Genomic DNA, 12809 nt, shown 5'->3' with positions numbered 1-12809 from the left:
CATGCGTGACTTATCACTCACGTACTATGCCCAAAAAACATCTGACGACAGGACGAAGGAGCCACCATCCGATGTCGATTGGAAAGCGCTAGGTGAATTAGCCACCAAGCGATTTCCAAAGACTTTGGCTAAGTCAGCTAACCCCGACTAATCGGCGGCCACTGACGTGCCCGGTGTACGACTGCCTGAATGAAGACGTCAGATCCCTGAACTTCATAAACGAGCCGATAGTTCGCGTGGGGATAGAGCTCCTGAGTACCGCATTATGCCGGGTGCACCCATGTCAGGAAAGAACTCAAGATCTTTAGCGGCCTTCTCAAAACGATTATCTAACCCAATAGCCGATGCAGGATTACGAGTTGAAACGTAGTCAAATATCTCTTGGCGGTCAATTATGGCTTCCGGAAGCCAATAAACTGTCACGCAAGCTGTTCCCGCATCTTAGCAAAATGAGCCGAAACTTCAGCGTTTGGCACGCCTAAACCCTCTTTCATCTGAGAGCGAGCTTTCATAACCTTAGCTTCTAGAAATTCCCTATACTCAGGCGTGACTGAAGTAAGTTCCGCTGCAAGCTTACGCTCCGCTACAAATCGGCGCATAAATTCGCGAACAATTTGCGAAGCAGGGCGGTCTTCAGCATCGGCAGCTGCCATAAACGCATCATGAAGTTCATTTTCGAGTTTCATCGTGAAGACGACGTCTTTCGAACGAGCCATATATTCACCTCTTTGGTACTGACGCGGAATATAATATATCTGTACCTGCATCCCATAAATTCGGTGTGTGGCCAACTTGTAACTCAGGAACTCAAAACAAATCAAATTTTTGCAACACAACCGCTTTTCCAAAATCATGAAGTTTTGACGTGCGGGGTAGCCTCGCCTCTCTTTGGAAGAATGCATTTCCGAGTTCTTTAGCAACACGTAAACGGCAATGCCCAAAGACAGCCATATAGCGGTTCCCGTCTTCAGGATGAGGACGAACTAAAATTGGGGTGTCTTGTCCGCGTTCACGAACAGCTTCGAGGAGTTCGGTGTAGGCTTCATCACTTCCAGACATGCGGTCAGACACAAACGAAGTGTCCACGAGGTTTGTATCAAGTTCGACAACAGATGCACCTTCCAGAGGCCTGTCTGCACGAGCTGCCTGCGCTGATAATTCACCAATAGACGAAAGCATGGATTTGGTGGCACCCCGGATCGCATAGTTAGAGGATCCACTTTCTTTATCGCGCTCTGGAGCAGGAGCGGTGAGGTCTAAGAAGATGTCTTTGCGTGCCATTTTTATATCTATTTCGCTTCAGTTAATTGTTTCATTACCGTTTTGGCTTGCCGCCAGCTGCCATGATATTCTTTTCAATTGAAGCAAACGCAAATAGGCACTCGCAGTCATGCACTTACACCAGTACCGCATGAGCGTTATAAGGAATTTGCATTTTCCTTATAATTTTCGTTATAAGAGATTGGTGATTTCCTTATAACGGAGGTGGCTGGCAAATGAAGCAAATCGACTTGGTGTATCGCACTGCATTCGCAGAACTCGCGCAGCGGACATTTGATGCTCAATTTGAGGCAGACTTTTCGCTGGATGGGCGGTTTGTCTCTGTCCCCGTCAAAGGCCGGAATTACTGGTATTTTGAATATCCAACTGACGAGGGCGATAAGCGGCGCTACGTCGGACCGGAAACCGATAACGAGATTACCCGACGTGTAGGCCAACACAAGGAAATAAAGGATAACATCCGGGAACGGCGGCGGCTCGTCGGGATGCTGCTACGCAGCGGTGGCATGGCCTCTCCCGATCGGTTCGCCGGTGATGTCACGAAGGCTTTGGCCGATGCTGGTCTCTTCCGTCTCCGCGCGGTGTTAATTGGCTCGGTGGCATTCAGCTGCTATTCTGGAATGCTTGGCGTCCGTCTTCCAAATTCTGTGATGCAGACCGGTGATGCAGATTTCGCACAAGACTTCGCGATCTCGGCGGAGGTTCAGGACAGCCTGCCGCCGATCCTGGAAGTTCTGCAATCAATTGATGAGACATTTCGTTCGATCCCGCACCAAGCCGACAAAGCTAAGGTGGTCGCATTCAAAAACTCGGTAAACTACCGCGTCGAGTTCCTGACGAGCAACCGTGGATCCAGTAACTACACTGGCAAACCCTCCCCCATGCCCGCGCTTGGCGGTGCCTCGGCTGAAAACCTTCGGTTTCTTGATTATCTGATCTACGAACCTGTCAGGACCGTTCTGCTGCATCGGGAGGGCGTAAGTGTCAACGTTCCAGCCCCTGAGCGATATGCTGTCCATAAACTTATCGTGGCATCCAGGCGCCGACTGGATGGCCTCGGACGTGCAAAACGGGATAAAGACCTGACGCAGGCCGCTCTGCTCTCAGAGGCTCTCGTAGAAACACGGCAGAGTGATCTTCTTTCCAACGCCTTCCATGAAGCTTGGGAACGTGGTGAGGCGTGGCAAGAAGCAATCAATACGGGCTTAAAGATGATGCCTATTAATGGAAAAAAAGCATTATCCAACTCTCTCGGCGTCGAAGTTGATAAACTCGATAAGTAATACGTAGACTGTTCCGGCAAAAATGGAGTAGGGAAGCGTCTTCAAGCGGGCAGCTTGACAGTTATGTTCTGTAACTGAATAGGCCTTTCTCGCCCAAAGATAAATTTCTTCGGATCAAATTGGCGACGTCATTAAGGCCTCTGAACATTAAAGGGGCTCGGATATACGTCTTAGCATACCGTTCAACATTGGCTTCTCGTGCTTTAAGTTCAATGCCTGCGAAGTGTCGAGGTCTAGTCCGTTGCTTGTCTTGCCATCAATCAGTCGATGCAACAGATTGAGCACATGGGTTTTGGTTGCGACACCTTCGCAAAGAGCTAGTTCCACAGCCGTAAGTACGGCCTGCTCATCGTGTTGCAACACCAATGCCAGTATATAAGCCATCTCGCGATCTCCGCCGGGGCGACGAAGCATAATGTCCTGTAACTGTTTGAAGACAATTGGTAATTGAGCAAAGGGCGCATCGTTGCAGAAACACAACGACCATGCGTGCGGTAGTGCTCAACAGCCGCTTCCTTCTGCGCCTGTGGGAATCTGGGGGTTCGATGTGCAAATCCTAAACGCAGATCAAGATGGTGCTCATATTCCAGGTACCAGCCCTTCAAAGCATTCTTGCTTGGATAGCCCAACTGGCGAATAGTGGCCTTCGCACGCTTGCCCAGCTTGATATAAAGCGTAACGGCTCGCATCCGGTCTTCGTAGGAATACATGAACTACCTCCCTGATACTCCAAGTTTTCGTCCGCACCCCCTCCGGCTAACTTCTGGGTGGAAATCCACAATCATTGATATGATCGACTTCTCAAGCTTCCCATTATCATATTACTCACCGAAAAGCCTCCTGCCCTGGCCTTCCCTACTAACGACCGCAAATACCCACCAGCACAAGCGATCTCACTGTTTTTCTGCAGAATGCTAGCGATCACAGCTGAAGCGCTCTCAATGCCCCAAATACGGACAGCATCGTTATAAGCAGCTTGCGAAATCCCAAGAAATCTGGAGACCAGCTTTGAGACATCAATGAGATCACGCCAATTTCTCATGCCATTTGGCGAATAAGCACTGATATCGGGACAAGCTCTGAGAACGAGATCGAGAGGAATGGTTCCAGCTTTTGAGACATCCGATTTCTGATCAGCAGCTTCAGATGTCATCTCTTTCACGTTTAAAAAATCATCTTTTTCTTCTAAAAGGGGTTCAGTAAGGGACTCTATATGCCGCTCAATTTGAGCACCATTGCCGCTCATTTCTTTAGCATTATTGATATTTTTCAGTGCGATAGCCAATTCTGAAAAAACGGCTTCGAGATTAGCCTTAATCGCCTTCAATTGATTCAGAGAAGCCTTTCTAGGGATTGAATTCACGACATCGCGGAATTGCATATAACGGCTGTCAGAGCCGTCTACCGCGGCATCTGTGAAGCTTTTTGCCATCTCTCTTGCTGTGATCGAGATTTCATCACGCAAGCGCTTCACAACTCTCTGTTCATCAAGAATGCGGTCTGCTGCAGATTTAATTTCAGATGCCATTGCAAAGAACGGTGAGAAATCGAAACCGAATGCCAGCTCGACCTCCCCTTCCCTGCTCTTGTACGCGTATCTCTTAAAGTTTGGACTGTCTTTGCGTGTGATAATACCTACGGCGATCAATGATGTCAGATGTCTACGTAATGTGGATTCAGGCATCATATGCGCGCGCTGCGAAATCAGCTTGTTGGATGGAAAAACAACGAGCTTTGATTTCGATGTGATTGTGTCATCGGAAAGGAATGACAGCAGAGAATTGAGAACAGTCAGACAACGGTCGTTCAGGCTGTAGTCAGCCTTTGCGATGCAGAGATGCCGATACAGTTCCCATTTCTTTATGCCCTCACCTGATGGCTCAGATGTCGAGACGCGTTGAGTCATTCGACTGCGTAATGCAGCCGTGACAGCCTCCAGAATTTGCATTTCCTTGCCCTCTAAATTTAGGCAAAAGAGTCCAGCACGCCAAAAATGTCGTTAAAATCATTGACAAAGTTTCTGAGAAATGCGATTCAGAAGGTGCTTAGACTTTTGAAAGGCTCTCACGACGGAAACGTCTTGGGGGCTTTTTTCTTTTGCGGTTTAGTCTCCGGTTCGTGTCTTTTTCATTTGCTCAAACTCATCAAACAGAGAGTCCAAACGGGTAGATATAAAGTCACCGAACTCTCCTGCATTTGCGTCAGTTAGCTCGATTGATGTCTTCTTAGGCTTCCGATTCATCGAGAACGCAACTGATGAATCTTTGGATCTCCAGGACTTTGCCGCAGTCTCCAGTCTCTTCTTTTTCGGAGCGGGCTTGTTCGCGGCTTTTAGAAGCGCATAAGCCTTTGAGAATTTGTCATCTGATTGCTCAATTGCAGTGAATTCAGGTAAAGTGATTAAGTCGCCAAGGCACCCCTCCCCTGCCTTCTCATACTGCGCTCCGAAATCAATCCAACGATCACGGCCTACATTCTTTGCTGATCCGATAGCTTCGATGATGGAAGCTGGAACCCGTTTAGTTACTGACAGCATGCGGGTAAGCATTGGGTTGTCGGTCGAAAGAGCGGCTTGGACAACTTCACGTTCATATCCGAGATCGATAAGCTTTTGAGCAAAGACGGCCTTTTCAATGAAAGACAGGTTGTCTCGTGCAGAGTTTTCTTGTCCCTGTGCGATTACATGAACGGCATCATCCAGCTTCTTGATGACAGCTTTAACAGGCTTTCCGAGTTCTTTAGCAACACGTAAACGGCGATGCCCAAAGACAACCATATAGCGGTTCTCGTCTTCAGGATGAGGACGAACTAAAATTGGGGTGTCTTGTCCGCGTTCACGAATAGCTTCGAGGAGTTCGGTGTAGGCTTCATCACTTCCAGACATGCGGTCAGACACAAACGAAGTGTCAACGAGGTTTGGATCAAGTTCGACAACAGATGCACCTTCCAGAAGCCTGTCTGCACGAGCTGCCTGCGCTGATAATTCACCAATAGACGAAAGCATGGATTTGGTGGCACCCCGCATCGCATAGTTAGAAGATCCACTTTCCTTATCGCGCTCCGGAGCAGGAGAGGTGAGGTCTAAGAAGATGTCTTTGCGTGCCATTTTTATATCCATTTCGCTTCAGTTAGTTGTTTTCATTGCCGTTTTGGAAAGTGTACGGCTGACAATCAACTACGACCCCAGGATTTGTGGATTTGATGTGTGATTTCTGAATTGACAGCTTCAAGAGATTCCATTGCGCGATCATAGGTAGAGCGCGTCATTGAGCTTCTTTCGACTTCATACATTGTCTGCTTAGTGAGACCTGCATCCGATACAGCTGTCGATTTTACCATTGAATTCTTCAGCATCTGCTCAACAAACATAGACTGCATGAAGCCAACCATCTGCGCCTGCGGAATATCAGTAGGCTCAAAACGAGTGACGAGATATGAGAACCAATCCAGTTCAACTTTGACACCAGCTGATTCAATCGTTGTCAGAATGCCGCCGAGCATAAGCAGAAACTGGCTCATGGACATGAGGTCGAGCATCTGCGGATGAACCGTGATCAAAACTGATGTTGATGCTGTCAAAGCAGTCAGCGTCAGATAACCAAGCTGCGGAGGGCAATCGATAACGACGACATCATATTGGTCGTCAACTTCGGCAAGCGTTTCCCCGATACGGGTATAGAAGGTTCTGCCTGCAGCAGGATTCTGTTGCATAGCAAGCGGGGTATCATACTCGTATTCTTGCAGTTCCAAATTTGCAGGAACGATGTCGAGTAGTGGGAAGTTGGTTTTCTGTATGACTTCTGAAAGATGTTTTCGTTCGTCATCATATCGCAGGCTGTCATAATAAGAAAGATTGCGGTCAAGTTCTGGCTGGATGCCGTGCAGAGCAGTCAGAGAAGCCTGTGGATCGAGATCTATAGCAAGAGTTCTGTGACCAGTCAGCGCCAGGTGTTGGGCTAAGTGAGCAGCAGTAGTCGTCTTGCCGCTACCACCTTTAAAATTGACTACAGATATAACCTTCAAAGGATCACCAGGTCTGCGGCGAGGTGAGCGCTCAAGATAATTTTGAAGATCGTGCATCTGTTGAGCTGTGTAAGAACGCCGACCAGTTGCCGAGGTTTCAGGCTCAACGCCGCCTTTACCTTCAAGATGTAATTTCTTGATATAGCTTTGAGATACGCCGATGAAGTTTGAAACTTCAGCGATCGAAAATTGGCGTAAATTTTTCTGAGCGTGAGGAGGAAACTTACGCTGACGCAGGTTATCCAGACGACTTGAGATTTCTTCACCTTGCGCTAAGATCGTCTTAGCGAAATGCTGTTTCAGTGATGAAGCGATATCCATTGTCGAAACCCTTGAGTAGCGATTATTTTGTTCACATAAGTAAATTATCGATACTGTATGAACCGATTCCGAAATCCTCGCAACAACTTTAAGGTTAACAGAAGGTTAACGCAATTTCGTTAGTTGTGTGAAATTGAAACGGTTGGATCATTGAAATTTAACGGGTTATCATCAACTAATTGTTCTATATAAGTAAATTCAATTTGTACGGCTGACAACGGTTTGTACGACTTAGTTTCTGTCACAGATTATCGATGATCGCCTAATCCAATCGCAATTACGAACGAGTAGGAGAAGATTGGGAGAAGGAACGCTCTCCATTTTTCTGATAAGCGTGATTTCCCAAGTCAACCGAGTGTCTGCCCAATAATAAAGCCAAAGACCTCAGATAGAATTACTGCAATCGTGAAAGCCATCATTGAGATCGCAAAATGACTGTAGACCGATATCGGCTGATTATGCTCGAATTCGTGATTGATATAATCCATAAAATCTTCTGGTTTAATGTTGCACAACATAACAGTGGCGTTTTGTTCGCCGGCATTAACAGCTTTAGCCAACGTCTTAGCAGTTCCACGCTCGATCTCTTCAATGTCTTTGAATGATTTAGTAACACTCCAGACCACGTCCGCTGTATAAACTGAAATCATGATCTTCTGCGTGATTTTTTGCCGCCATCATATAAGTTTTTTGAGAAAACATGCGCACGGTTAAAGCTGATCTCGTGTTGAAATCCAGCTTTTGAGTAATGAAAATTTTCTAAAGTACCCTGGTTTCCGACTATAAATTGCATCAATTTATCTCCTTGTGAAAATGCTTAGAGATAGAGTGTGAGCTCGTTCTATGAATGACACAAACTGATGGGATTAGCCGGCAGAAATCGCGAATTGGCAGTGTTTTCAATAATATAAAATGAAGAGCAGGAAAGGGGTAATAAAAAAGCTCCTGATCTCTCAGAAGCTTTGATGTCTGAGATGAATTGGTCTCGGACTACTTTTTGAAGAAGCCGCTGATCTCAACTTTTTTAGACTTCTTGTCATAGACACAGATAACCTGTTGCTCAGTTTTGTTGCCCTTTTCAAAGCCATTGATAATGGCATAGCCATATGTCTCGGAGCCAAACGGATCGACCTTGGTCGCTTTAACCTTCATATTTGCGCTGGCGGCTTTCGTGCATGCTTTCTTCACATCCTGCTGGAATTCTTTCCAGGCATCATCACTTGAAGCAAATGATGGCTGCATAGATAGTGCAAGGAATACGGTTGCGGCAGTAGCAATATAGGTTTTCTTGGATTTTAAGTCAGGCATCAGACATTCCTATTTCGACGGCTTCTCTGATTAGGGAGATAGTGCCCCAAGATTTAAGTCAATGATTTCAGTTGATGGAAATTTTGAGGGCAGGTGAGGGGAGTAGGGGAGCCGAAACTCGACATTGATCATTTCAGTTCCCAATGCTTGTAGAATCTACCAGGCAGGTCGCTCTGTCTGTCTTTGAGGACTTCTGATGTCCATTCATTGATTTCACGAAGATTGTTGATCAATACAAACGTTGAAATCGTGCTGTCTTTGCCGAAACAATAGAATTCTTTCTCTTTCCTGAACTCAAAATTTGAAGCGGCAGGATTTTTGCGACTGTAAAGTGGAGCCAGGTTCGCGAGGCGATGTGTCCAGTCATCCCTGATCTCTTAATCAGCAAAGAGAGTTATGGGTGACAATGCTCCGTTGTCTGCGCATGGCTCGCGCCATGGCGGCTTCTTGTCGATGGCGATTGTTGGTTAATGCCGGTGGTCGCAATACCGTGTCGTCACGGGCGCGCCCGGGCAACCAATGCGCATTCTTTACCTGACGTCGTCATTGAGTTTGGAGAATTATAGCTTTTCCTGCGAAGGAAAAGTCTTAAATTACCTATCTTCTAATTTATTTCTTTGCCTAAGGAAAAACATATATCGAAGCGTCATTGCCTCATTCGCTTTAAAAGATAGTGTTCGATGGCCTGAAAGGCGTCGAAAATCAGAATTGCAAGTGCCGCAACGACCATACCGCCTTGCAGCACAAAAGCGATGTTGTTGGAGATCAGTCCTGCGATAATCACTTCACCAAGCGTTTTTGCAGCGACTGTCGAGCCGATGGTCGCCGTTGCAAGCCCGATGACCGCGGACAGCCTGATGCCCGCAAGAATAACCGGGCTTGCCAGCGGGATTTCGATCTTCACAAGGCGCTGGCTGTTCGTCATACCCATGCCGCGGGCAGCTTCCACAACGGGCGAGGGCAGCGTCGTCAGGCCGGTTAGTGTGTTTTCGAATATCGGAAGCATTCCATAAAGAAACAGTGCAATCAGCGTTGGCTTGTCCCCAAAGCCAAAAATCGGAACTGAGAGTGCCAGCACCGCAACGGGCGGAAATGTTTGCCCGATATTCACGAGGCTCCGCGATAGCGGCAAAAACTCGGCTCCCCATGAGCGGGTGACGGCGATTGCCATTGCAATGGCAATCAAAGCGGATGCGAATGTTGCAGCCGCAACAAGCCCCACATGCTGAAGTGTCAGCGTCATCAGGTTTGCACGATCATAAATGACTGGCGTTCCTTCACTCACAAGTGGTCGCAACAGCGGTTCGAACAGATGCGGCTGCGAGAGAAACAGCAGTAACACCAGCAAAAGCAATAAACGAGGCGTGAGTGACAAAGCCAGTTTCATGCGGGGCGCTCGGCCTGATGGAGAAGCTTTTCCAGCGTCACGCGGCCCAATAGCCTGCCATCATAATCCTGAACCGGCAGTGCACTTCTTCCTGACCACAAAAGCTCTGCGAGAGCGTCGCGCTGCGATGCGCTGACGACAATGGGCGCGCCCGAAGCTTCACCCGATTGAAGCACAGTTTTGAGGTTCGCCAGGGACAGTAACCGGAAAGGCCGCTCGCCAGTGCCGACGAGCTTTTCGACGAATTCCGTTGCAGGATGCGCGAGAATTTCTGCCGGAGTGCCATATTGCAGCAGCTTGCCTTCATCCATCACCGCAATATGATCGCCAAGTGAAATGGCTTCTTCCATATCGTGGGTCACCAGCAGAATAGTCGTCCCGAGCCGTTTTTGAATGGCTTTGAGGTCTTCCTGCGCTTTGGTCCGGATGACTGGGTCCAGTGCACCGAAAGGTTCATCCATCAGCAAAATATTCGGTCCTGCTGCAAGGGCGCGTGCAACGCCGACACGCTGCGCCTGACCGCCGGAAAGCTCGTGCGGATAACGATCGCGATAGTCGCTGGGTTCGAGCTGAAACAGATCGAGCAATTCATCGATACGGGCGTTAGTACGGCTTTTTGTCCAGCCAAGCAGCGCGGGAACCGTGCCGATATTGCTCGCAACAGACCGATGCGGAAAAAGTCCATGTTGCTGGATGACATAACCGATACGCCGGCGTAGTTCATGGCCGGGTTTATCGTGATTGCTTCTGCCATCAATGCGGATTTCACCTGCATCGGGCTCTACGAGCCGATTGACCATGCGCAGCAATGTCGTTTTACCAGAACCTGATGTTCCTACAATGACTGCAATGCTGCGCGGCTCGACCGTGAAGTTCACATTATCAACCGCCGCACGGCCATTGTAGCGTTTGGTTATCTGGTCGAATTCGATCATGCGGTCTGCCCTCTGGCGATCTGAATAACGGCGTCAAGAATGACGCCCGCGGCAAAGGCCAGCAGAACTGTCGGGAGCGCGCCCAGCAGCACCAGATCCATGGCGGTCTGTCCGATGCCCTGAAAAACAAACACACCAAATCCACCGCCGCCAATCAGGGCGGCAATGGTCGTCAGCCCGATATTCTGCACCATCACGATGCGGATGCCGGTGAGGATAACCGGAAAGGCCAAGGGAAACTCCGTTTTGAACAGACGTTGCAGCCGTGTCATGCCCATGCCGCGCGCAGCGTCTGTTAGGGCGTCAGGCACATTGGTGAGGCCGGAAACCGTATTGGCGACGATAGGCAGAAGCGAATAGAGAAACAGTGCCACGAAGGCCGGTGCTGCTCCAATGCCGCGAATGCCGAGCTGCGCGGCCCAGGGAAATTGAACGGCAAGCCAACCCATTGGTGCGATCAACAGGCCAAAAAGCGCCATGGAGGGAATTGTCTGGACGATGTTAAGGCTGTTGAGAACCGAGGCCCGAACGCGTGGCAGTCGATAGCAGATCAGACCGATGGGAATGCCAATGATGGTTGCCGCAATCAGCGATCCCAGCGCCAGAGCGACATGACGTTGAGCTTCGTTCCAGAAGCTGTCTGCGCGGCTTTGATATTCCTTTATGAAAGAAATATCGTCCCAGAGCCCGGAACCCAATAACATTGCAAAAAGAAGCGTTGCTATAAGCAGCAATCCTATGCGCAACGACGGGCGCACGTTAAGACGCACGAGACTGTCGGCAACATAAAGAGCGCTCGCGAAAAGCAGCAGCCAGAAACCCGACGCTGGCGACACGCGTGCATAAGTGTTGCCATCAGGTGAGAGATAAGATGCGGACACGCCAATCATCACGAGCAGAACTGCAAGCGAAACACTACTCGCCACAAGCCTGAGCGCTGGCCGACGGACAAAAGTCGCAACAATCATACCAAGCACGATGGCTACAACAAGCAATGCGGAAGCCATAGTCGGTAAAGCATCGAGCAGATATTGCCCCTCGCCCTGCACAATGCGATTGGCTCGAAAAAGAGCAAAAGGCAAAGCAAAACTTGCTCCGCTCAAAAGAGCGAACGCCAGCCCAAGCTTGTCAAAGACATGCGATCTGCCGTGATAGGCAGACCGATCTTCCGTGATGATGTCTGACAAAATTACGCGGTCCTGTCGGCGTGAAGCCTCATTGAATGAAGCCATTTTTTTTGAGGAAATCCTCCGCGACAGCTTTTGCAGGTTCGCCACCAAGCTGCACGCGACCATTCAAATCCTGAAGCGTGGTGAGATCGAGCTTTTCAAAGACCGGCTTTAAAAGCTCTTCAATTTTCGGGTTCTTTTTCAAAACCTCTTCGCGAATAATCGGCGCTGGCTGATAGACTGGCTGCACATGCTTGTCGTCTTCAAGAACAACAAGGCCGGAAGGCGCGATACCGCCATCTGTTCCATAAACCATGGCAGCATTGGCACCACTGGTCTGGTTGGCTGCGGCTGCAATCGTTGCTGCCGTGTCACCTCCCGAAAGCGTAATCAACTGGTCGGGCTTGAGAGTAAACGCATAGGCCGTCTGAAAGGCGGGCAAAGCTGCCGGTGAGTTTACAAATTCGGACGATGCCGCAAGCACCACCTTGCCGCCATCAACGGCATATTTCCCAAAATCGCTGAGGCTTGCGAGTTTGCCTGCGTCCGCCACATCTTTGCGAATGGCTATGCCCCACGTGTTGTTGGCAGGCGATTGGGCAAGCCAGACAATTTTATTGGCATCGTAATCCAGCTTTTTTGCCGTCTCAAAAGCTTTGGCAGGGTCTTTCCAGAGGGGATCATCCGCCTTGTTGAAGAAGAAAGCAGCATTGCCGGTATATTCCGGATAAATGTCGATTTCGCCCGCCGTGATAGCCTGACGCACAACGGGCGTTGCACCAAGTTGGATTCGATCTGTGGTTTCAATGCCGTTGGCGTTGAGCATCAAGAGAATGATGTTGCCCAGAACACCACCTTCGGTGTCGATTTTGGACGAAACCACGACCTGTGCTTGAGCCATACCCGCGAACATCGCTGTCGCACTGGCGAAAATGGAGAATGCGAGGGCAGCCCCCTTCAAGGATTTTTGATAAGACATGTCTCTCTTCCCACTGCGCTGATTTTCTTCTGTTTAAGTAAAGTATGGCGCGCAGGCGAAAAGAAAAGTTTGCATATAATCTCTCCTGACAGCCAGCTGGCAGGAGAGGATGTGCCGGGCAGA

14 protein-coding genes and 2 pseudogenes are annotated in these 12809 nt (G+C 49.0%); 1 reads left to right on the top strand and 15 read right to left on the bottom strand.

The window, feature by feature from the left end:
* Positions 1 to 137: 137 nt before the first annotated feature.
* The 4 genes and pseudogenes from J2782_RS22935 to J2782_RS20265 form a co-directional block, all read right to left on the bottom strand.
* Positions 138 to 233: pseudogene (locus J2782_RS22935) on the bottom strand (hypothetical protein); the annotation flags it as partial.
* Entirely contained in the window at positions 214 to 423 is a 210-nt protein-coding gene (locus J2782_RS22930) for a type II toxin-antitoxin system RelE/ParE family toxin (protein WP_404989688.1), read from the bottom strand. The gene J2782_RS22930 and the pseudogene J2782_RS22935, both read right to left, overlap by 20 nt.
* Positions 420 to 716: an antitoxin of toxin-antitoxin stability system gene (locus J2782_RS20270; RefSeq protein WP_310015803.1), complete on the bottom strand. Its 297-nt coding sequence runs from the start codon at positions 714 to 716 to the stop codon at positions 420 to 422. Before J2782_RS20270 ends, J2782_RS22930 begins: the two co-directional genes overlap by 4 nt.
* A 91-nt stretch (positions 717 to 807) precedes the next feature.
* Positions 808 to 1281 carry a ParB N-terminal domain-containing protein gene (locus tag J2782_RS20265; protein WP_310015802.1) on the bottom strand — a complete coding sequence of 158 codons (474 nt, stop codon included), beginning with the start codon at positions 1279 to 1281 and terminating at the stop codon, positions 808 to 810.
* Between the two features lie 215 nt (positions 1282 to 1496).
* Between J2782_RS20265 and J2782_RS20260 the strand changes: the two genes are divergently transcribed.
* The gene (locus tag J2782_RS20260; protein WP_310015800.1) at positions 1497 to 2564 is read left to right on the top strand and encodes a nucleotidyltransferase family protein; all 1068 of its coding nucleotides are present in this window, start codon (positions 1497 to 1499) and stop codon (positions 2562 to 2564) included.
* Positions 2565 to 2625: 61 nt separating this feature from the next.
* On the opposite strand, the pseudogene J2782_RS20255 reads toward J2782_RS20260, so the two are convergent.
* The 11 genes and pseudogenes from J2782_RS20255 to osmF all read right to left on the bottom strand — a co-directional run.
* Positions 2626 to 3032, bottom strand: a pseudogene (locus J2782_RS20255) (hypothetical protein); the annotation flags it as partial.
* A gap of 313 nt (positions 3033 to 3345) precedes the next feature.
* The gene (gene repC, locus J2782_RS20245; protein ID WP_310015798.1) at positions 3346 to 4512 is read right to left on the bottom strand and encodes a plasmid replication protein RepC; all 1167 of its coding nucleotides are present in this window, start codon (positions 4510 to 4512) and stop codon (positions 3346 to 3348) included.
* A 156-nt stretch (positions 4513 to 4668) separates the two neighbouring features.
* Positions 4669 to 5670 carry a plasmid partitioning protein RepB gene (repB, locus tag J2782_RS20240; protein WP_310015796.1) on the bottom strand — a complete coding sequence of 334 codons (1002 nt, stop codon included), beginning with the start codon at positions 5668 to 5670 and terminating at the stop codon, positions 4669 to 4671.
* Between the two features lie 65 nt (positions 5671 to 5735).
* Positions 5736 to 6908 carry a plasmid partitioning protein RepA gene (gene repA / locus J2782_RS20235; RefSeq protein WP_310015794.1) on the bottom strand — a complete coding sequence of 391 codons (1173 nt, stop codon included), beginning with the start codon at positions 6906 to 6908 and terminating at the stop codon, positions 5736 to 5738.
* A 347-nt stretch (positions 6909 to 7255) separates the two neighbouring features.
* A complete protein-coding gene (locus J2782_RS20230) occupies positions 7256 to 7558 on the bottom strand; it encodes a hypothetical protein (RefSeq protein WP_310015793.1) in 303 nt (100 codons plus the stop codon).
* Between the two features lie 340 nt (positions 7559 to 7898).
* Entirely contained in the window at positions 7899 to 8216 is a 318-nt protein-coding gene (locus J2782_RS20225; protein ID WP_310015791.1) for a hypothetical protein, read from the bottom strand.
* Between the two features lie 128 nt (positions 8217 to 8344).
* Positions 8345 to 8590 (bottom strand): GmrSD restriction endonuclease domain-containing protein, encoded by a 246-nt coding sequence (locus tag J2782_RS22920; RefSeq protein WP_404989691.1) that lies wholly within the window; start codon positions 8588 to 8590, stop codon positions 8345 to 8347.
* A gap of 272 nt (positions 8591 to 8862) precedes the next feature.
* Positions 8863 to 9603, bottom strand: a complete 741-nt coding sequence (locus J2782_RS20220; protein WP_310015789.1) for an ABC transporter permease — start codon at positions 9601 to 9603, stop codon at positions 8863 to 8865.
* Complete coding sequence (locus J2782_RS20215; RefSeq protein ID WP_310015787.1) at positions 9600 to 10538, bottom strand: ABC transporter ATP-binding protein; 939 nt, start codon at positions 10536 to 10538, stop codon at positions 9600 to 9602. The genes J2782_RS20220 and J2782_RS20215 overlap by 4 nt, the downstream gene beginning before the upstream one ends.
* The gene (locus J2782_RS20210) at positions 10535 to 11770 is read right to left on the bottom strand and encodes an ABC transporter permease (protein ID WP_310015785.1); all 1236 of its coding nucleotides are present in this window, start codon (positions 11768 to 11770) and stop codon (positions 10535 to 10537) included. The genes J2782_RS20215 and J2782_RS20210 overlap by 4 nt, the downstream gene beginning before the upstream one ends.
* The gene (gene osmF, locus J2782_RS20205) at positions 11754 to 12686 is read right to left on the bottom strand and encodes a glycine betaine ABC transporter substrate-binding protein OsmF (protein WP_310015783.1); all 933 of its coding nucleotides are present in this window, start codon (positions 12684 to 12686) and stop codon (positions 11754 to 11756) included. The genes J2782_RS20210 and osmF overlap by 17 nt, the downstream gene beginning before the upstream one ends.
* Positions 12687 to 12809: the final 123 nt, after the last annotated feature.

Source organism: Brucella pseudogrignonensis (assembly GCF_031454375.1).
Lineage (GTDB): Bacteria > Pseudomonadota > Alphaproteobacteria > Rhizobiales > Rhizobiaceae > Brucella > Brucella pseudogrignonensis_A.
This window is presented reverse-complemented; position numbering and strand designations above follow the sequence as displayed.

Bases quoted from the DNA above. Each gene is read 5' to 3' on its own strand.
- J2782_RS20270 (WP_310015803.1), bottom strand. From the start codon at position 716: ATGGCTCGTTCGAAAGACGTCGTCTTCACGATGAAACTCGAAAATGAA.
- J2782_RS20265 (WP_310015802.1), bottom strand. From the start codon at position 1,281: ATGGCACGCAAAGACATCTTCTTAGACCTCACCGCTCCTGCTCCAGAG.
- J2782_RS20260 (WP_310015800.1), top strand. From the start codon at position 1,497: ATGAAGCAAATCGACTTGGTGTATCGCACTGCATTCGCAGAACTCGCG.
- repC (WP_310015798.1), bottom strand. From the start codon at position 4,512: ATGCAAATTCTGGAGGCTGTCACGGCTGCATTACGCAGTCGAATGACT.
- repB (WP_310015796.1), bottom strand. From the start codon at position 5,670: ATGGCACGCAAAGACATCTTCTTAGACCTCACCTCTCCTGCTCCGGAG.
- repA (WP_310015794.1), bottom strand. From the start codon at position 6,908: ATGGATATCGCTTCATCACTGAAACAGCATTTCGCTAAGACGATCTTA.
- J2782_RS20230 (WP_310015793.1), bottom strand. From the start codon at position 7,558: ATGATTTCAGTTTATACAGCGGACGTGGTCTGGAGTGTTACTAAATCA.
- J2782_RS20225 (WP_310015791.1), bottom strand. From the start codon at position 8,216: ATGCCTGACTTAAAATCCAAGAAAACCTATATTGCTACTGCCGCAACC.
- J2782_RS20220 (WP_310015789.1), bottom strand. From the start codon at position 9,603: ATGAAACTGGCTTTGTCACTCACGCCTCGTTTATTGCTTTTGCTGGTG.
- J2782_RS20215 (WP_310015787.1), bottom strand. From the start codon at position 10,538: ATGATCGAATTCGACCAGATAACCAAACGCTACAATGGCCGTGCGGCG.
- J2782_RS20210 (WP_310015785.1), bottom strand. From the start codon at position 11,770: ATGGCTTCATTCAATGAGGCTTCACGCCGACAGGACCGCGTAATTTTG.
- osmF (WP_310015783.1), bottom strand. From the start codon at position 12,686: ATGTCTTATCAAAAATCCTTGAAGGGGGCTGCCCTCGCATTCTCCATT.